The following is a 16,932-nucleotide window of genomic DNA, read 5'->3' on the forward strand; positions in this document are numbered from 1 at the left end:
CCCCGTTGCTACAGCGTTTGCGTCAGGGTTGCGACCTAGAGGGGCTTGGCGCTCGCCACGCGCCCTCATTCACCAGGTTCGCCGGCCGCTCGCCCGCCAACGCGCTCAACAGATTCTCTACCGCACAGCGCGCCATGGCCTCACGGGTTTCGTGGGTCGCCGAGCCGATGTGCGGCGTGGCCACCACGTTGTCCAGTTGCAACAGCGGCGAATGGGCCGGAAGTGGTTCCTGTACGAACACATCCAGCCCGGCGCCGCGGATGCGCTTGGCCTGCAACGCCGCAAGCAGTGCCTGTTCTTCCACCACACGCCCGCGGGCAATGTTCACCAGGATCGCCTCGGGCTTCATCAGCGAAAGCTCCCGTGCGCCGATCAGGCCTTCGGTGCTGGCGCTCAAGGGCACCGTCAAACAGACAAAATCCGCCTCGCTCAGCAGCTCGTCCAGGGTGCGATACCGGGCACCATAGCGGGCGTCCACCTCTGGCTTGGCTCGCGAACTGTGGTACAGCACGCGCATGCCGAACCCGGCCGCACCACGGCGGGCCAAGGCCTCACCAATGCGCCCCATGCCGACGATGCCCAAGGTCTTGCCATGCACATCACTGCCAAAATGCGCCGGCCCAAGGTTGGCCTGCCAGTGGCCGTCACGTACCCAGCCGGCCAGCTCCACCACCCGCCGGGCAGTGGCCAGGATCAAGGCAAAGCCGGTGTCGGCGGTGGTCTCGGTCAATACATCAGGGGTGTTGGTCAGCATCACGCCACGGCGGGTCAGCTCGGCAATGTCGTAGTTGTCGACGCCAACCGACACACTGGCCACCACTTCAAGCTGTGGCGCCAGGTCCAGCAGGCTGCTGTCCAGCCGCAAACTGGCGCCCAGCAGGCCATGGGCACCGGGCAAGGCATCGCGCAGCCGGGCCAGGCCATCACTGCCGGAGGTATCCACCCAGGTCACCTCGACCTGCTGTTGCAGGCGCGCCAGCAGGGCCTCGGGCAGGCGCTTGTAAAGGACGATTCGCTTTTTCATAGCCGTTTCCTATTGGCTCATTGCCAGGCGCTGGCTGCGGGGCTTGGCCTGGCCGGAGGTTTGTGATGTTTTCAGCGCAGCCGTGAGCGCCACTGCCGTCAGCAGCGCACCGCACATGAACAGGTAAGAAGCGCCAGGGCCACCGGTGGCGCCATTGAGATAGCCGACCAGCCACGAGCCACCGAACGAACCCAGCGCGCCCATGCTGTTGATCAGGGCCATGGCCCCACCGGCCACGTTGCTGGGCAGGATCTCCGGCACGATGGCGAAGAACGGGCCATAGGGGGCGTACATGCAAGCCCCGGCAAGCACCAGCAGCGCATAGGACGCCCAGAAATGCTCGGTGCCCAAGGCGTAGGAGCCATAGAAGGCCAACGCGGCGATCAGCAAGGGTGGCCAGACGAAACGCTTGCGCTTCTGCAGTTTGTCAGAGGCCCACGACACCCCGACCATGGCCACGACCGCCGCCAGGTAGGGCACCGAGGCCAGCCAACCGGCCTCGACGATGTCGACGTTCGCCGACTGCTTGAGGATCGAGGGCAGCCACAGCACGAAGCCGTACACCCCGATGCTCCAGCAGAAGTACTGCAGTGACAGCACGATGACCTGCGGCGAGCGAAACGCCTCGCGGTAGTTCTTAACCGGTTTGATGCCTTGCTGTTCAGCGGCCAGGGCCTGTTCGAGCGCCGCTTTTTCCTGCTCGCTCAGCCAGCCCACCTGGGCTGGCCGGTCGTCCACCAGGCGCCACCAGATGAACGCCCAGAGCACCGCTGGCAGGCCCTCGATGATGAACATCCAGCGCCAGTCGAAATGCTTGATCAGGTACCCCGAGACCACCGACATCCACAGGATGGTCACCGGGTTGCCCAGCATCAGGAAGGTATTGGCGCGCGAGCGTTCGGCGCGGGTGAACCAGTGGCACAGGTACACCAGCATCGCCGGCATCACCGCCGCCTCGACCACCCCGAGCAGGAAGCGGATGCCGATCAGCAGGTAGACATTGCTGACCATGCCGGTCAGGGTCGCCAGGCTGCCCCAGAGGATCAGGCTGACGAAAATCAGCTTTTTGACGCTGCGTTTTTGCGCGTAGATGGCACCAGGCACCTGGAAGAAGAAGTACCCGAGGAAAAACAGCGCCCCCAGCAGGGACGACAGCGCCGGGGTGATCTTCAGGTCATCGGCCATGCCCGAGGCGGCGGCGAAGCCGTAGTTGGCGCGGTCGAGGTAGGCCAGGCTGTAAGTGACGAAGACGATCGGGATGATGTACCACCAACGGCGTGGGGCGAGGCTTGTCGATTGCATGATGCGGCTCCTGAGCTTGTTGTTTTTGTAGCAACCGGCCGGCGTACCGGCGATCAAAGTTTCAGGCACTCTTGGGTAATGCGTACGCTTCCAGCTCCCGGCGCAGTGGCAAGCCTTCCATGTCGCCGCGCGATTGCACGGCGCGGCTGCCGCACCAGTTGCCGCGAGCCACCGCCTCGGCGAGCGGGCGGCCTTCGAGCAGGCCGCTGACCACGCCAACGGCAAAGGCGTCGCCGGCACCGACGGTGTCCACCACCTTGGCCACCGGCACAGGGGCGACCTGCCCTTGGCACTGGGCATTGCGGTAGTAGGCACCCTCACCGCCCAACTTGATGACTACGTGCTCGACGCCACGGTCGAGGTAGAACGCGGCGATGTCCGCCGGGGTTTGCAGGCCGGTCAACAACCGCCCTTCCTCGAGCCCTGGCAGCAGCCAGTGCGCCTTTATCGCCAGCGCGTTGACTTCACGGACCATGCTGGCGCGGTCAGGCCACAGCGACGGGCGCAGGTTGGGGTCGAAGGAAATGCTGCGCCCCTCGCTGCGCATGCGCTCGACCAGCTCATGGGCCAGCGCCCTGCAGCCGGCCGACAGCGCCAGCGGAATACCGGTGGCGTGCAGGTGGCGGGCCTGCAGCAACGCCGGGCTGAACTGCGCCAGCGATAGGTGGCTGGCCGCGGAGTTGCGGCGAAAATACTCCACCACAGGGTCGCTGCCATCGTCGCAACGGCCCTTGAGCTGGAAGCCTGTCGGGTGGTGGTCATCGACCTCCACGTGGCTGCAGTCCAGGCCCTCCTGCTGCAGGGTGTCGAGCACGAAGCGGCCCAGCGAGTCGTTGCCCACCCGGCTCAGCCAGCGCACCCGGAAACCCAACCGGGCCAGGCCGATGGCCACATTGCTGTCGGCGCCGGCAATGCGCTTGGTAAACGCCCCCACAGCCGCCAGGTCACCGGCCTGCTCGGCAACGAACATGGCCATGGTTTCGCCAAAACACAGCACGTCATGCTCAGGCATGGCTCACCTCCTCGCTCATGCCGATGCGGGCCAGGTTGTTGACCTGGGCGCGGGTCAAAGCCAGTAAGTCAGCGCCGGCCAGCGGGTACTCCACGGCGCGCATCAGCCCGGGGGTGAACTCGGCGAACATTGCCTCCCAGGCCATCAGGTCCCGGGCCTGCGGCACAACGGCCACCAGGCGCCCGCTGGCCTCGCGCTGCACTGCCTTGCAATGCACGTAACGCACCCAGCGGCCGAGCAACCGCGCTGCCTGCGCGGCGGATTCGCCCTGCCATTGCCAGTTACCGATATCGAAGGTCATGCCCAGCGCCAGCCCCTGGGCCTCGCAGCGCTCAAAGAACTGCAGCAGCGGCGCGATGCGCCCGCCCTGCGTGGTCTGGTCGTTCTCCACCAGCAACAGTGGGTCACCAGGGCGCAGTTGCGCTTGCAAGGCCGCCAGGTCGCATGCGCAAGCGTAATGCCCCAACGACACCTTCAGCGCCACGGCGCCGAGTGCGCGGGCCAGCGCCAGCTTGGCAGGCAAGCGCGCGTCCAGCTGCCCTTCAGGGGTCCACAGTTCCAGTGGCGAGGAATACAGGCACTGCAACTGCAGCGCGTTGATTGCCGCCGACAGCGCGGCGGCATCCGGGGCCGCGTCGAACAACTCTTCGCGCAGTTCGACACGTGTCACGCCGGCAGCGGCCAGCAGTTCAAGGAAACTCTCCTGCCCACGCTCCCGGACCAAGCTGGCACCGTAGCTGGAGAGGCTGATGGAAACGGGGTTCTCGTGCATTGTTCTTGTCCTTATGAAACCGGTTTCATTTTTTGGCTGCAGCAATGGCCGGCGTCGTTGCCAGCCGTTTCTTCATTCGCGTAGTTGAGTGGAACCTCGGACGATCAACTCTGCCTTGAAGTCCAGGCGCCGTGGCGCCCCGCTCTCGCCGCGCAGGCGGTCGTGCAGGCAGTCGAAGGCGGCCACACCGATGCGTTCGGTGGGTTGGGCGAGCGCGGTAATGCCGCTACCGACCAGCGGGTACCAGTCCAGTTCGTCCAGCGCAATCAGGCCGACGTCCTGGAACAGGTTGCAACCCGCGTCGTGCAATACACGGGTCACCGTCAGGGTGGCCACGCCGTTGAAGGTAAAAATAGCCTGGGGCCCGTGCCCATTACTGCCGAGGAAGGCATCAAGCCGGGCGTGCAGGTTGCTGTCGATCTCCACCAGTTGCTGACGCATGCCGGCGCGACGGCTGATCGAGGCGGTGAACGCCAGCGTGCGTTCGAGCCGGGAGCTGGTGCCGTCCAGTGGTTCGGTGACCGCCAGGATGTCGCGGTAGCCACGCGCCTGCAGGTGGTCCAGGGCCTGCTCGATGGCCTGGGCGTTATCCAGCCCTACCAGGTCCACGTTCAGCTCCGGCAGTTGCCGGTCTACCAGGACCATGGGCATGTCGCGCTGCAGGTTGAGAAGTTCGCCGGGGTGATGGCCAAGGGTATTCACGATCAGGCCCTCGACGTTGTAAGACTGCAGGGCCGCCAGGTGATGGCGCTCCTGCTCGTCGTCGCGGTTGGTGTTGCATACCACAAGGCTGTAGCCGTGCTGACGGCAGGCGGTTTCGACGCCGTGCATCACCGCGACTGAATAGGGGTTGAGGATGTCTGCTACCAGCATGCCGATCAAACGCGTCTGGCCACGCTTGAGGCCGCGGGCCATCTGGTTGGGCCGGTAGCCCAGGCGCTCGATGACTTCTTCAAGGCGCTTGGCGGTAGCTTCGGCCAGCAGTTGGCGATCGCCGCCAATGTAGCGCGACACGGTGGCCTTGGAGACGCCGGCAACGCGTGCGACCTCACTGATGGTCACGCGTTCGCGGGAATGGGCAGGCAAGTCGGTCATTTCGGTCCCTTGTGATTATTGTCGGTGACGGTGACTGAAACCGGTTTCAATACATCAAAACCGCGCGGTTTCGTCACCTACCGTTCGTCGGGATTCTACCTTTTCCGGCGCACTGCCCCACCGAATTTCTACAGCCGACGCCAATCCTGTAGGAGCCGGCTTGCCGGCGATCACCGGCAAAGCCGGTGCCCTAGACCGCAGCGCCTGCATCGCCGGCAAGCCCCTCAAGGTATGACGCCGGGCGCCGGCCTTAGCGGATGGCTTTCACATCACTGGCCGAAACAGCACTGCCTTGGTTACCCCAACTGGTCCGGATGAAATTCACCACCTCAGCCACTTCCTGGTCGCTCAAGCGCCAGCCGAACGCTGGCATGGTGAGGTTCGACGGCGCCGTATGCGTCGCCGGCACCGTGCCGCCATCCAGCACCACATGGATCAACGAGGTGGCATCGGCCGTCTGCACCACCGGGTTGCCGGCAAGCGCCGGGAACACGCGGGTATACCCCTGGCCGTCGGTACGATGGCAGGCAGCGCAGTTGTCGATGTACACCGCCGCACCCGGCTTGCTGTCATCACCGTTCCACAAAGCCTGTGCCACGTGCTTGTCGTACACATGCGGCTGGTCGTGCGGGTCGCTTGCCGGTAGCGTCTTGAGGTAGCGGGCAATGGCCGTCAGGTCGGTATCGCTCAAGTGCTGCATGCTGTGTTCGACCACATCGCTCATGCCGCCGAACACGGCACTGCGGTCACTGCGCCCGGTTTTCAGGAACTGCACCAGCTGCTCTTCGCTCCAGCTGCCCAGGCCGTCCTTGTGGTCACCGCGCAGGTTCTTGGCGATCCAGCCTTCCAACGGCGCACTGCCGGCCAGGAACTGCTTGCCATCCGCGGGGCTCAGGGCCTCTTCCTGCATGGTCAGGGCGCGCGGGGTATGGCACGCGCCACAATGGCCCAAACCCTCCACCAGGTAGGCGCCGCGGCTGACCACCGGGTCGGCACCGGCCGGCGCTTGCCAGGCTTTCACCTCTGGTGCGAACACGCCACGCCAGATCGCCAGCGGCCAACGCATGCTCAGGGGCCAAGGGATGTCGGTGGCCTTGTTAGGCTGCGCCACCGGTTGCACGCCTTGCATGAAGTAGGCGTACAAGGCGCGCATGTCCTCGTCCTTGACCCGCGCATAGGACGGGTACGGCATGGCCGGGTACAGCGTGCTGCCGTCCTTGGCCACACCTTTGCGCACGGCCAGGTCGAAGTCTTCGAAACTGTACTGGCCGATGCCGGTGGCATCCGGGGTGATGTTGGTGGAGTACACGGTGCCGATGGGGGTTTCCATCGGCAGCCCACCGGCAAAGGGCTTGCCGCCCTTGGCGGTATGGCAGGCCACGCAGTCACCGGCACGGGCCAGGTACTCGCCCTTCTTCACCAGCGCATCGGTAGCTTCATCAGCCTGGGCAGCCAGGCCCGTGCCCAGCAGCAGGGTCGCGATCAACAGTTTTTTCATGCCATCGCTCCTCAAGCCTGAACCAGCGGGCCGGGGTTTTTCAGGTACTGCTCCCGGATGGCCCGCGCCGACCAGTAGGTCAGCGCAGCCACCAGGCCGGTGGGGTTGTAACCCAGGCCCTGGGGGAACGCCGATGCGCCCGGGACGAACACGTTGTGCACGTCCCAGCTTTGCAGGTAGCGGTTCAAGGCACTGGTTTTGGGGTCGGAGCCCATGATCGCGCCGCCGTTGAGGTGGGTGGTCTGGTAGCTGGCGGTGTTGAAGTGCTCCTGGACCTTCTTGCCTAGCACAGCGATGGCCTTGGGGTTCATCGCCTGGGCGATCTTGCTCAGCTTGTCGACCATGAACTGGTTCATCTTGATGTCGTTTTCCTGCCAGTCGAAGGTCATGCGCAGCAGCGGCTGGCCGTAGGCATCCCGGTAGGTCGGGTCGAGGTCCAGGTAGTTGCCGCGGTACGACTGGTGCGCGCCGTGGGCGTCCATCGACAGCTGGTGGGTGTAGTAATCGGCCGTGGCCTTCTTCCAGGCACTGCCCCAGGCGGGCGTGCCGGGCGGGTTGGCAATACCGGCAATCGGCCGGCTGCCAGCCTGGTTGACCCACATCGGCGAGCCGCCGACGAAACCGTGCGGCCCATGGTCGAAGTTGTCGGCGTTGAAGTCGTCGATCGCCACCCCGTTGCCGCCGGCGCCGATGAAGTTGTTGGTGTAGGTGTCCTTGTCGAAGAACGCTTTCACCGTGCCCATGTTCTGGTAGGCGAAGTTGCGCCCCACAACCCCTTCGTTCTTGATCGGGTCATAGGGTTTGCCGATGCCCGACAGCAGCATCAGGCGCACGTTGTTGAACTGGAACGCGGCAAGGATGACGATGTCTGCCGGCTGCTCCACTTCCCGCCCCTGGGCATCGATGTAGGTCACCCCGGTAGCCTTGCGCTTGCTGTCGTCCAGGTTCACCCGCAGCACATGGGCATTGGCCCGCAGCTCGAAATGGGGTACCTGGCGCAGCGCCGGCAGGATGTTCACGTTGGGCGACGCCTTGGAGTACATGTAGCACACGTACCCGCTGCAGAAGCCACAGAAGTTGCACGGCCCCATCTGCGCCCCATAGGGGTTGGTGTAAGGCCCCGATGTGTTGGCCGAAGGCAGGTTGTAGGGCTTGTAGCCCAGGCTGGCGGTTGCCTTCTGGAACAGCTGCGCCGACACCACGTTCTTCTGCGACACCAGCGGGAAGGGGTTGGAGCGGTCCGGTGCATAAGGGTTGCCACCCTTCCCTTCGCCGACCACCTTGCCGTTCACGGTCCAGGCCTGGCCCGAGGTGCCGAAGACCTTCTCGGCGAAGTCGAAGCAGGGTTCTAGCTCCTCGTAGCTCACGCCAAAGTCCTGGATCGTCATGTGTTCAGGGATGAAGCGTTTGCCGTAGCGCTCTTCGTAGTGGCTGCGCATGCGCAGCTCCATCGGGTCTACACGAAAATGCACGCCGGACCAGTGCAGGCCTGCGCCGCCCACGCCCTTGCCGGGCAGGAAGGCACCGAGCTGGCGGTTGGGCAGCGCGACATCGTTGACGCTGTGGCGGATGGTGACGGTTTCTTTGGAGACATCCACGAACAGCTTCTTGCGCACGCTGTAGGTCAGCTCATCGATGACCTGCGGGTAGCTGCCCTCGGGGTAGGTGTCCTGCATCGGCCCGCGCTCCAGCGCGACCACCTGCAACCCGGCCTCGGTCAGCTCCTTGGCCATGATGGCGCCCGCCCAGCCGAAACCGACGATCACCGCATCGACCTTCTTCATTGCATTGGCCATGCCTTACGCCCTCTCGCCACGAATCGATACTGCCGGAAACGGGTAAGGCTCGTTGCGCTCGACCCAGTCCATGAAGTCTGCACGGGCGCCGGGGAAGCCGATTTGCGTCCAGCCGACCATACCCTTGTTGCCACCGTGAATCGGGTCGCAGAAGAACCCCTCGCGGGTGTTCTGCACCAGCAGGCTGAAAAACACCTTGGCAGGCAGCTGTTCGAAAACGATCTCACCGGCTTCGATCTTGCCGAGAACCTTGTCTCGGGTAGCGCTATCTTGCTCGGCAAAGGTTTTACCGCTGGCGTTTTTGCACCATGCATCCGCAGCGGCGATGCCCAGGCGGTAGATCTGCTGGGGGCTCAGTTGCAGCTGGTAGCCAAGCTCTGGCGCAGCGTCGGCCTTGAACGGGCCCTGCATGTACCACTGGGCACCTGTGGCATAGGGGGTGTTCATCTGGCGATCGATAAACTCGGCGGCGCCTGCTTCGAGCGCGCCGGGGCCCAGCTCGTCAGCGGGGATGATGCGCGACACCGCCGCCTGCACGAAGGCCCATTCTTCGGCGGTGAAGAAAGTCGGCTGGTAATGGCCAGCGGGCGGTGTAGCGGGCACCTTGGGTTCGCGGGCCGGCTGGGCCAGCAGCTGGCCGGCGCCAAGGCCTGTGCTGGTAGCCACGGTGACCACGGGAATAAGGGTCAACGTTTTGCGCAGGAAGTCCCGGCGCGGGTTGTCGGGGGCATGCTCAGGCATTGCAAGTCCTCATCAGCATTGGGGCGGCCTTGGGTTGCGCCGTCTGGGTTTAGATCAGGGAGAGGCCCTGAGAAAGCCGCGTAATCTAGCTGGTTCGGAAACATTTTGAAACCGGTTTCATAGAGGGCGTTAGGCCCTCCCAACGCCGTTAACTTGATGACATGCGCCCAGAACGGCCCCTTCCAACACACCCGATATCAACCTAAGAGCACATTTGTACTCCAACGCTCAAAACTCGACCGTGTACCCCACGATCACCCGATTTTCATCCGCCGCATCGGCAAAATTGGAGCGCATGGTCGCATTGCGCCAACGCAGCGACAGGTTCCTGAACACCCCCGACTGCACGACATAGCTGATGTCGGTGGTCCGCTCCCACTCCTCACCTTCGCCACCTCGCGCGGCCAGCGCCCGGCCTTTGCTGCTGGCAATCCGCTGTGGGTCGACCTGGTCACCCTTGACGTAGCGCACATTGAACGTCAGCCCCGGGATGCCCAATGCTGCAAAGTTGTAGTCGTAACGCAGCATCCATGCACGCTCGTTGGCCAGGGCAAACGTGCTCACCTGCTGCTCGCTGAACAGGTAGGTATCGGTCCCGCCAACGTACGCATAGGCGGTATTTCCACTGGCCTTCTGGTAACCACCGCTGAAGGTATGCCCGTGCAGGCCATAGCCGATGTTGGTGCTCAAGGTCCGGTTATCCACCTCGCCCAGCAACGCCCTGCCCTGGTCGTGCGCGTTGAACCAGCGCCATTCGGTGAATGCCTCCCCCGGCCCAAGGCCGGCCCTGTACTTGAACCCCGCAAATTCCCGCTGGAACAGGTCTTCAAGCTGACTGGTATGCACGCTGAGGGTCAGGCTCTTCGCCGGCTGATAATCGACACCCGCGTAGTACAGGCGGTCGCTGGTCACCGTTGCCGAATAGGCGCCCTGTTGCGCCATGGCGGTCAGGCTTTCAAAGTCGGTGGAGTCGCGCAGCTTGGTGGCATCGACCTGCAGCAAGGTAAAGGTGAAACGGTCCAAGTCCTTGCTGACCAACTGCGTACCCTTGAACCACTGCGGGAACAACCGGCTGTAGTTCGACACCAGCAATGGTAACTGGGGGCTCAAACCACCCAGCTGCAGGTGGGTCTGCGAAAGCTTCGCCTTGACGGTGGCAACTGCCTTGCCATAGCCATCCACCGCGCGCCTGTCGCTGCCGCGGGGCAACAGCCCGCTGCCGCTGCGGTCCGGGGACGAATCGAGCTTGACGCCGAGCATCCCTGCCGCGTCCAGGCCAAACCCGACGACACCTTCGGTGTAGCCCGATTGCCACTTGAGCAAAGAGCCCTGGGCCCACTCACCGCGCCTGGACTGGCTGGCAGCAGCACCGTGAAAGTCACGATCAAAGTAAAAATTGCGCAGCTCCAGGCTGCCTTTGCCGTCAGCGACAAAGGCAGCCTGGGCCGATTGCCACGCACAGCACAACACCGCGAGCATCAGTGATGCCCGCCGTGAGACGGAAGTGTTCATGGGTTATGCCTTGTTATTGTTCTTGTTGTTCAGCGTCAAGGGCGAGCCAGGTTCAGACCTTGGGGTTTCTGACGTAGCGCATCACCACCAGGCAGGCAAGCAGGATGAGCGGTGCAATCGAGAGCATGCCCATGTACGTGCTGCCTGTGATGTCGTTGATCTGCCCCACCATCACCGGTGCCACGATGCCGCTGAGCTGGCCCACGGAGTTGATTGCTGCAGTGCCGGTTGCAATCGCCAACCCGGAGAAGGTCGACTGCGGGATAGTCCAGAAGATCGGAATGGCAATGAACGTACCCGCTGTCGCCATTACCAGCGCCGCCATCATCGCCCACGACGAGCCCGAGAACAGGCACGCGAGCAAGTAACCAACGGCTGCGGCCAGCAGGCAGTACACCAGGTAGCGCTTGCGCTCGCCGGTGCGGTCCGAGCGCCGGGTGAGCAGCACCATGCCGACGCACGCCACCGCATAAGGCAGCGCAGACAACACACCGACCCACAGCATGTCCTGTACCCCTGATGACTTGATCAGGTGCGGCATCCAGAAATTCAGGCCATAGGACGCGCTTTTGATCACGTAGTAGATGAACGCCATGATCGCCACTTCTCGGGTCAGCAGCACCCGCCACAGCGAACCCAGCACCGGTTTGTCCGCGCGTTTGTCCTGGGCAAGGTTTTCCTGCAACAGGGCTTTCTCTTCAAGGGTCAGCCACTTGGCCGACGCAATGTCGCGATCGAGCTTGCACAGCACCAGCACGCCCAGCACCACGCACGGCAGGCCCGACATCAGAAACAGCCAGTGCCAGCCGGCAAGGCCCAGCACACCGTCCATGGTCCCTAGCAAAAAGCCCGCCGCAGGGCCGCCAACCGCGCCAGCCAAGGGCACGGCCAGGAACCACAGCCCGTTCATCTTCGCCAGGTGCTTGCGGGGGAACCAGCAGGCCAGATAGAACAGGATGGCCGGCCCGAAACCGGCCTCCATCACACCGATCAGAAAACGCAGGAAGTACAGGGTGTAATGGGTATAGGCAAATACCAGAGCCGCAGTGGCCAGCCCCCAGGACACCATGATCCGGCATATCCACGCCGGCGCGCCGTAGCGCTTCAGGCCCAGGCTGCTCGGCACCTCGAACAGCACGTAGCCAATGAAGAACATGCTCGCGGCCAGCCCGTAGGCCGCGTCGCTCAGGCCAAGCTCGGCCTGCATCTGGGTCTTGGCGAAGCTGATGTTGATGCGGTCGAAATAGGAGAACAGGAAACAGATGATGGCCAGTGGCATGATGCGCCAGGCCACCCGCCGGTACAGCAGCAGTTCATTGATGTGACGCTCATTGCGCTCACGCGCCAGAACACCGGTCAAGGCAACCATGGTGGATCTCCGTTCTTGTAATTATTGGAGAGCGGCGGCGCCCTTCAGGGCGCCACTGAAGGGGGTTAGCCGATACGCACGAGCTTTTCCTTGCAGGCTTGGCCTTTGCGCACGTAGTCGGCGGCATTGGCGTGCATGTGCGCGATGGCCTCAGGCGATAGCTCACGCACCACTTTGGCAGGTGCACCGAGGATCAGTGAATTGTCGGGGAAGACCTTGCCTTCGGTGACGATGGCACCCGCCCCCACCAGGCAATTGCGGCCGATGACCGCGCCGTTGAGTACCACCGCCTGTATACCGATCAGTGCACCATCGCCAATCGTGCAGCCATGCAGCATCGCCTGGTGGCCGATGGTCACGCCACTGCCCACGGTCAGGGCGAAACCAGGGTCGGCATGCAGCACCGCGCCCTCCTGCACATTGCTGTGCTGGCCAATGTGGATCGGTTCATTGTCGCCGCGCAGCACCGCTTGCGGCCACACACTAACGCCTTGCGCCAGCGTGACATCGCCGATCACCGTAGCTTGCTCGGCAACGAAGGTTTCCGGGTGCAGGTTCGGGACAAGCGTGTCGTATCGGTAGATGGCCATTTTCAGCGCTCCTGCTCGTCAGTCTTGAGCACGCCTGCGGCGCACAGCTCGGCAATGTGCGCATCGCTGTAACCAAGCTCGCGCATGACTTTCTGGGTGTGCTCGCCGATACGCGGGATCGGCCGGCGCGGTTGCAGGCGCTGGCCATCGAGCGCCAGCGGCAGCAGTGGCATCGGCGTGCTGCTGCCGTCCTCCAGGGTGAGGTCAGCCATGCCCCCGCTTTGCATCAGGTGCGGGTCATCGAACAGCTCCTCCGGGCGACGGATCGGCGCGAACGGGATGCCATTGGCCTCAAGCTCGACCGCCAGTTGCTGCGCATCGAGTGTGGCGAACACCTCGGCCAGGTGCGCCAGCAAACGCGGCCGCTGCAACACCCGGTCGTTGTTGCTGGCCAGGGTGGGGTCGTCGCGCAATGCCGCCTGGCCAAGCACGGTGCACAGCGCCTGCCACTGGCCCTCCCCTGTGGCGGCGACAAACATCTGCTCCCCCCCGGCAAAGGTGAACACGTCATAAATGGCCCAGGCACTGATGCGGTTGGGCATTGGCGCTGCCGCCTCCCCCGTGACCGCAAACTGCTGCATGTGCTGGGCGGCCAGCAGCACGCAGTTCTCGTACAGTGCGCTCTGCACCTCGCGGCCAACGCCGGTGCTGTTGCGCTCGTTGAGCGCGGCCAGCACACCAATGGCCCCGAACATGCCGCCCATGATGTCGTTCACCGAACTGCCCGCACGCAGCGGCCGCCCCACCGGCCCGGTCATGTAGGCCAGGCCCGCCATCATCTGCACCACTTCATCCAGTGCCAGCCGATTGTCGTAAGGGCCGTTGAGAAAGCCCTTGTGCGAGGCGTAAATCAACCGCCGGTTGCGCTCGCGTAGCGCGGCGTAGTCAAAGCCGAGCGTATGCATGCGCCCTGGCTTGAAGTTCTCGATGAACACATCGGCCGTGTCGATCAGCGCGAGCACGGCATCCCGGCCCTGGGGCGTTTGCACATCCACGGCGATGCATTGCTTGTTGCGGTTGAAGGTGCGGAAAAACCCGGCGCCTGCGCCGAGCAAGCGCCGTGTGCCATCGCCACGGGTGGGCTCGATCTTGATCACTTCAGCGCCAAGATCACCGAGGATCATGCCGCAGGTGGGGCCCATGACCATGTGCGAAATCTCAACGACACGAATGCCGTCCAAGGGGAGTCTGGACATGCGGGTAGCCCTTAGTAGTTGAGCGGCAGGCCGGCGCGGGCGAGCGCGCCGTACAGGGGTTCATCGGGCAAGGCATCACGCAGCACCTGGCGTGAGTCGATCAATGCCTGCAGGTCGATGCCGGTGTCGTAACCCATGCTTTGCAGCATGAACACCAGGTCTTCGGTCACGGTATTGCCGGAGGCACCTGGCGCGAACGGGCAACCGCCAAGGCCGGCCAGCGAGGCGTCCAGCTCGCGGATACCTTGCTGCACGGCGACCAGGCTGTTGGCCAGCGCCAGGCCACGGGTGTCGTGGAAGTGCGCGGCGCGCAGGCGCTCCCCGGCAATGGCCCGCACCGCCGGGATCACCATGGCTACCTGCCCGGGGTTGGCGTAGCCGGTGGTGTCGGCCAGCGAAACCAGGTCGCAACCCGCCTCGATCACCTGGCGTGTCAATGCGCACAGGTCACCCAGCGGCACATCACCCTGACGGGTGCAGCCGAAGGCCACTGACATGCCGGCGATCATCTGCACGTCATGCCGGCCCATCTCGCTGCGCAGCTGGCACATGCGCCCCAGCTCCTCAACCATTTCCTGCGGCGTGCGGCGTACGTTGGCCATGCTGTGGGCGTTGCTTACCGACACCGGGGCGACGACGCGTTGCGCACCAGACTCCAGTGCATCCTGGGCACCGCGCAGGTTGGGGGCCAATACCGTAACCAGCAGGCCTGGGTAGGTCAGCGCGTGGGCGACCACCTGTTTGGCGTCGGCCATCTGCGGCAACAGCCTGGCCGGCACGAACGAGGCAACTTCCATGTGGCGCACGCCAGCGGCATACGCGCTGTCGATCCAGCGCAGCTTGGCGGCAGTCGGCATGACCGTCTGCAGGCTCTGCAGGCCATCGCGCAGGCCGACTTCATTGATTGTTATTGTTGTCATCAGGGGGCTCTCTGTCTGAAGCGTGTGGCCAGACTAAGAGCCGCATGGCGGGCAGAAAAGACGTCTTTCACGGGCTGATCCATCGTCAGCCGCGATGGATATCAGGGCATAACCTGCCAGGCCGGCGCGCGCAGCAGCAAGTGGTCCAGCAGGCGCCGCGCCGACAGCGACAGCGCGTGCCGGTCACGCATGCAGATGACGAACTCACCCAACGCCCAGTCATCGGTCAGCGGGATCACCCGCAAGTCGAACAGTGGCGCATAACGCGCCACCGCCTCCTGCGGGAACACCGCCAGGCCCAGGCCGAACTGCAGCAGCCGGTAGGCCGCATCGAACGACGACACGTACGAGCGAAAACGCAGTTCCTTGCCAACTGCCTCGGCGCTCTTGCACATGAAACTGTTCAACGTGGCGAACGCCGACAGCCCGAGGTGCTCGTAGCCAAGCGTTTCGGCAAAGGTAATGCTGGTGCGCGCTGCCAGCGGGTGGCTGGCACCGACCACCACCGCCAGGTGGTCTTGCCGATAAGGCACGAACTCAAGGCCGCCGACTGCGGTGGGCTTCCTGCAGATACCCAGGTCGGCATTGCCCTCCGCCACGCCACGGACCACATCGGGGCTGAAGCGCTCTTCGATATCGGCCTGGATCAACGGGTTTTCCAGCATGAAGGCCGACAGTTCCTCGGGCAGAAACTCCATGATCGACGAGACATTGGCCAGCACCCGCACATGCCCCCGTGCGCCCTCGGCGTATTCGCTCAGCTCACTGTCGAGGCGCTCCATGGCCCGGGTCAGGCCGCGGGCATGGCGCAACAGGGCAAGCCCTGCCGGGGTGGGTTCGACCCCGCGCTTGCTGCGCTTGAACAGCGTGGTGCCAAAGCGCGCTTCGATGTCCGAGATACGTTTGCTGACAGCCGAAGGCGCCATGAACGCCCGCTCACCGGCGCGGGCGATGGTGCCCTCTTCGCAGACCACGATGAACAGGTGCAAGGACAGGTGGTCGAGGGGCTGCATGGCGGTATCCGGGTAAGGAGAGGCAGCCATCCTAGCATCAGTTATTTGTGTTGCCCCATCGCCGGCAAGCCGGCCCTGGCAGCGATGGCGGTGCTTTTGAAATTGACGCGAAACGTGTGTGCCGGCGTTGGGGCCGGTTCAGGTCGTGGGAATCGCCAGGAGGCTTTATCATGGCCCTCCACCACAGAGGCCCGCCATGTTCGATTGGGAAGACCTGCGCCATTTCTGCGCCTTCATCAGCACCGGCTCCCTGTCGGCCGCAGCCAAGCAGCTGGGCGTCGACCACGCCACCGTGGCCCGGCGCATCGCCGCATTGGAAGCTGCGCTCAACCTCAAGCTGGTCGACCGCCGCCCCAGGGCTTACGTGCTGACCGAGCAAGGCCGCCGGGTGGGCGATTACGCCGAGCAGATGACCCAGGCCTCCTTCGCCCTGGAACACTTCGCCAGCGCAGGCCAGCAGCAGGTTGAAGGCCAGGTGGTACTGGCCGCCCCGCCCGCCTTGCTCGGCAGCCTCATTGCGCGGCGCCTGGCCACGCTGTGCAACCGCTACCCGCAGCTGCACCTGAAACTGGTCGGCAGCAAGTCGCGCGCCTCGCTGGCACGCCGCGAGGCCGATATCAGCGTGGCCCTGGCCAGGCCCAGCGAGCCCACCCTGGTGGCCAGCCTGCTGGGTTACCTGGATTACCGCCTGTACGCCGCCCCCGGCTACCTGCGCAGCACCAGCACGCCGCGCTATATCGGCTACGACCAGTCCCAGGCCAAGTCGGCGCAGCAACAGTGGCTGCTCGCCCAGACCCACCACCAGCCCTTTGTAGTGCAAAGCAACGATTTGCGCATCCAGGCCCAGGCCGCTGCCGGCGGCATCGGCATTGCCTGCCTGCCGGCATTCATGGCCCAGGAGCATGGCCTGCAGGCCATCGGGGACGAAACACAGACCATGAGCATCGAACTATGGCTGGCCGTGCATGAAGACGTGCGCAACACACCGCGCATCAAGGCTGTAACCGATTTTTTGCAGCAACAGGTCAAGCCACTGCTGCGCTTGTGAATTTCTGCAGAGCTCGCCTGCACCGATACGGGATTTCCGCACGC

At 64.2% G+C, this 16,932-nt stretch carries 15 protein-coding genes; 1 reads left to right on the forward strand and 14 read right to left on the reverse strand.

The genetic code is table 11. The features are described from left to right. Positions 1 to 22 precede the first annotated feature (22 nt). The 14 genes from ACMGGN_RS09620 to ACMGGN_RS09685 form a co-directional block, all read right to left on the reverse strand. Positions 23 to 1,024: a 2-hydroxyacid dehydrogenase gene (locus ACMGGN_RS09620; protein WP_414156708.1), complete on the reverse strand. Its 1,002-nt coding sequence runs from the start codon at positions 1,022 to 1,024 to the stop codon at positions 23 to 25. A 9-nt stretch (positions 1,025 to 1,033) separates the two neighbouring features. Further along, complete coding sequence (locus ACMGGN_RS09625) at positions 1,034 to 2,326, reverse strand: MFS transporter (protein WP_237858370.1); 1,293 nt, start codon at positions 2,324 to 2,326, stop codon at positions 1,034 to 1,036. A gap of 61 nt (positions 2,327 to 2,387) precedes the next feature. After that, on the reverse strand, positions 2,388 to 3,338 hold the full coding sequence (locus tag ACMGGN_RS09630) for a sugar kinase (RefSeq protein WP_046786342.1): 951 nt from the start codon (positions 3,336 to 3,338) through the stop codon (positions 2,388 to 2,390). Continuing rightward, entirely contained in the window at positions 3,331 to 4,110 is a 780-nt protein-coding gene (locus ACMGGN_RS09635; protein WP_119688986.1) for a sugar phosphate isomerase/epimerase family protein, read from the reverse strand. Before ACMGGN_RS09635 ends, ACMGGN_RS09630 begins: the two co-directional genes overlap by 8 nt. 72 nt (positions 4,111 to 4,182) lie before the next feature. Continuing rightward, complete coding sequence (locus ACMGGN_RS09640) at positions 4,183 to 5,205, reverse strand: LacI family DNA-binding transcriptional regulator (RefSeq protein WP_046786344.1); 1,023 nt, start codon at positions 5,203 to 5,205, stop codon at positions 4,183 to 4,185. A 250-nt stretch (positions 5,206 to 5,455) separates the two neighbouring features. After that, on the reverse strand, positions 5,456 to 6,703 hold the full coding sequence (locus ACMGGN_RS09645) for a cytochrome c (RefSeq protein ID WP_204917904.1): 1,248 nt from the start codon (positions 6,701 to 6,703) through the stop codon (positions 5,456 to 5,458). Positions 6,704 to 6,714: 11 nt separating this feature from the next. Beyond that, positions 6,715 to 8,499, reverse strand: coding sequence for a GMC family oxidoreductase (locus ACMGGN_RS09650; protein WP_204917902.1), 1,785 nt, complete (start codon positions 8,497 to 8,499; stop codon positions 6,715 to 6,717). Positions 8,500 to 8,502: 3 nt separating this feature from the next. Beyond that, positions 8,503 to 9,240 (reverse strand): gluconate 2-dehydrogenase subunit 3 family protein, encoded by a 738-nt coding sequence (locus ACMGGN_RS09655; protein ID WP_237858366.1) that lies wholly within the window; start codon positions 9,238 to 9,240, stop codon positions 8,503 to 8,505. 228 nt (positions 9,241 to 9,468) lie between these two features. Further along, positions 9,469 to 10,752 (reverse strand): OprD family porin, encoded by a 1,284-nt coding sequence (locus ACMGGN_RS09660; protein WP_251962759.1) that lies wholly within the window; start codon positions 10,750 to 10,752, stop codon positions 9,469 to 9,471. 52 nt (positions 10,753 to 10,804) lie between these two features. Continuing rightward, positions 10,805 to 12,121 carry an MFS transporter gene (locus ACMGGN_RS09665; RefSeq protein ID WP_046786349.1) on the reverse strand — a complete coding sequence of 439 codons (1,317 nt, stop codon included), beginning with the start codon at positions 12,119 to 12,121 and terminating at the stop codon, positions 10,805 to 10,807. Positions 12,122 to 12,186: 65 nt separating this feature from the next. Next, positions 12,187 to 12,711 carry a gamma carbonic anhydrase family protein gene (locus ACMGGN_RS09670; RefSeq protein ID WP_046786350.1) on the reverse strand — a complete coding sequence of 175 codons (525 nt, stop codon included), beginning with the start codon at positions 12,709 to 12,711 and terminating at the stop codon, positions 12,187 to 12,189. 2 nt (positions 12,712 to 12,713) lie between these two features. After that, complete coding sequence (locus ACMGGN_RS09675; RefSeq protein ID WP_323614806.1) at positions 12,714 to 13,907, reverse strand: CoA transferase; 1,194 nt, start codon at positions 13,905 to 13,907, stop codon at positions 12,714 to 12,716. 11 nt (positions 13,908 to 13,918) lie between these two features. Beyond that, positions 13,919 to 14,827, reverse strand: coding sequence for a hydroxymethylglutaryl-CoA lyase (locus tag ACMGGN_RS09680; RefSeq protein WP_161871605.1), 909 nt, complete (start codon positions 14,825 to 14,827; stop codon positions 13,919 to 13,921). Positions 14,828 to 14,928: 101 nt separating this feature from the next. Beyond that, positions 14,929 to 15,840, reverse strand: a complete 912-nt coding sequence (locus ACMGGN_RS09685) for a LysR family transcriptional regulator (protein ID WP_115274956.1) — start codon at positions 15,838 to 15,840, stop codon at positions 14,929 to 14,931. 196 nt (positions 15,841 to 16,036) lie between these two features. Here ACMGGN_RS09685 and ACMGGN_RS09690 point away from each other — a divergent pair, with 196 nt between their 5' ends. Beyond that, positions 16,037 to 16,888 (forward strand): LysR family transcriptional regulator, encoded by an 852-nt coding sequence (locus ACMGGN_RS09690; protein WP_115274957.1) that lies wholly within the window; start codon positions 16,037 to 16,039, stop codon positions 16,886 to 16,888. The last annotated feature ends 44 nt before the right edge of the window (positions 16,889 to 16,932 follow it).

The sequence above is a fragment of the Pseudomonas sp. BNK-30 genome (assembly GCF_047456185.1).
Taxonomy (GTDB): domain Bacteria; phylum Pseudomonadota; class Gammaproteobacteria; order Pseudomonadales; family Pseudomonadaceae; genus Aquipseudomonas; species Aquipseudomonas putida_E.

Excerpts from the sequence above, each read along its gene's own strand:
- ACMGGN_RS09620 (WP_414156708.1), bottom strand. The coding sequence starts at position 1,024 with ATGAAAAAGCGAATCGTCCTTTACAAGCGCCTGCCCGAGGCCCTGCTG.
- ACMGGN_RS09625 (WP_237858370.1), bottom strand. The coding sequence starts at position 2,326 with ATGCAATCGACAAGCCTCGCCCCACGCCGTTGGTGGTACATCATCCCG.
- ACMGGN_RS09630 (WP_046786342.1), bottom strand. The coding sequence starts at position 3,338 with ATGCCTGAGCATGACGTGCTGTGTTTTGGCGAAACCATGGCCATGTTC.
- ACMGGN_RS09635 (WP_119688986.1), bottom strand. The coding sequence starts at position 4,110 with ATGCACGAGAACCCCGTTTCCATCAGCCTCTCCAGCTACGGTGCCAGC.
- ACMGGN_RS09640 (WP_046786344.1), bottom strand. The coding sequence starts at position 5,205 with ATGACCGACTTGCCTGCCCATTCCCGCGAACGCGTGACCATCAGTGAG.
- ACMGGN_RS09645 (WP_204917904.1), bottom strand. The coding sequence starts at position 6,703 with ATGAAAAAACTGTTGATCGCGACCCTGCTGCTGGGCACGGGCCTGGCT.
- ACMGGN_RS09650 (WP_204917902.1), bottom strand. The coding sequence starts at position 8,499 with ATGGCCAATGCAATGAAGAAGGTCGATGCGGTGATCGTCGGTTTCGGC.
- ACMGGN_RS09655 (WP_237858366.1), bottom strand. The coding sequence starts at position 9,240 with ATGCCTGAGCATGCCCCCGACAACCCGCGCCGGGACTTCCTGCGCAAA.
- ACMGGN_RS09660 (WP_251962759.1), bottom strand. The coding sequence starts at position 10,752 with ATGAACACTTCCGTCTCACGGCGGGCATCACTGATGCTCGCGGTGTTG.
- ACMGGN_RS09665 (WP_046786349.1), bottom strand. The coding sequence starts at position 12,121 with ATGGTTGCCTTGACCGGTGTTCTGGCGCGTGAGCGCAATGAGCGTCAC.
- ACMGGN_RS09670 (WP_046786350.1), bottom strand. The coding sequence starts at position 12,711 with ATGGCCATCTACCGATACGACACGCTTGTCCCGAACCTGCACCCGGAA.
- ACMGGN_RS09675 (WP_323614806.1), bottom strand. The coding sequence starts at position 13,907 with ATGTCCAGACTCCCCTTGGACGGCATTCGTGTCGTTGAGATTTCGCAC.
- ACMGGN_RS09680 (WP_161871605.1), bottom strand. The coding sequence starts at position 14,827 with ATGACAACAATAACAATCAATGAAGTCGGCCTGCGCGATGGCCTGCAG.
- ACMGGN_RS09685 (WP_115274956.1), bottom strand. The coding sequence starts at position 15,840 with ATGCAGCCCCTCGACCACCTGTCCTTGCACCTGTTCATCGTGGTCTGC.
- ACMGGN_RS09690 (WP_115274957.1), top strand. The coding sequence starts at position 16,037 with ATGTTCGATTGGGAAGACCTGCGCCATTTCTGCGCCTTCATCAGCACC.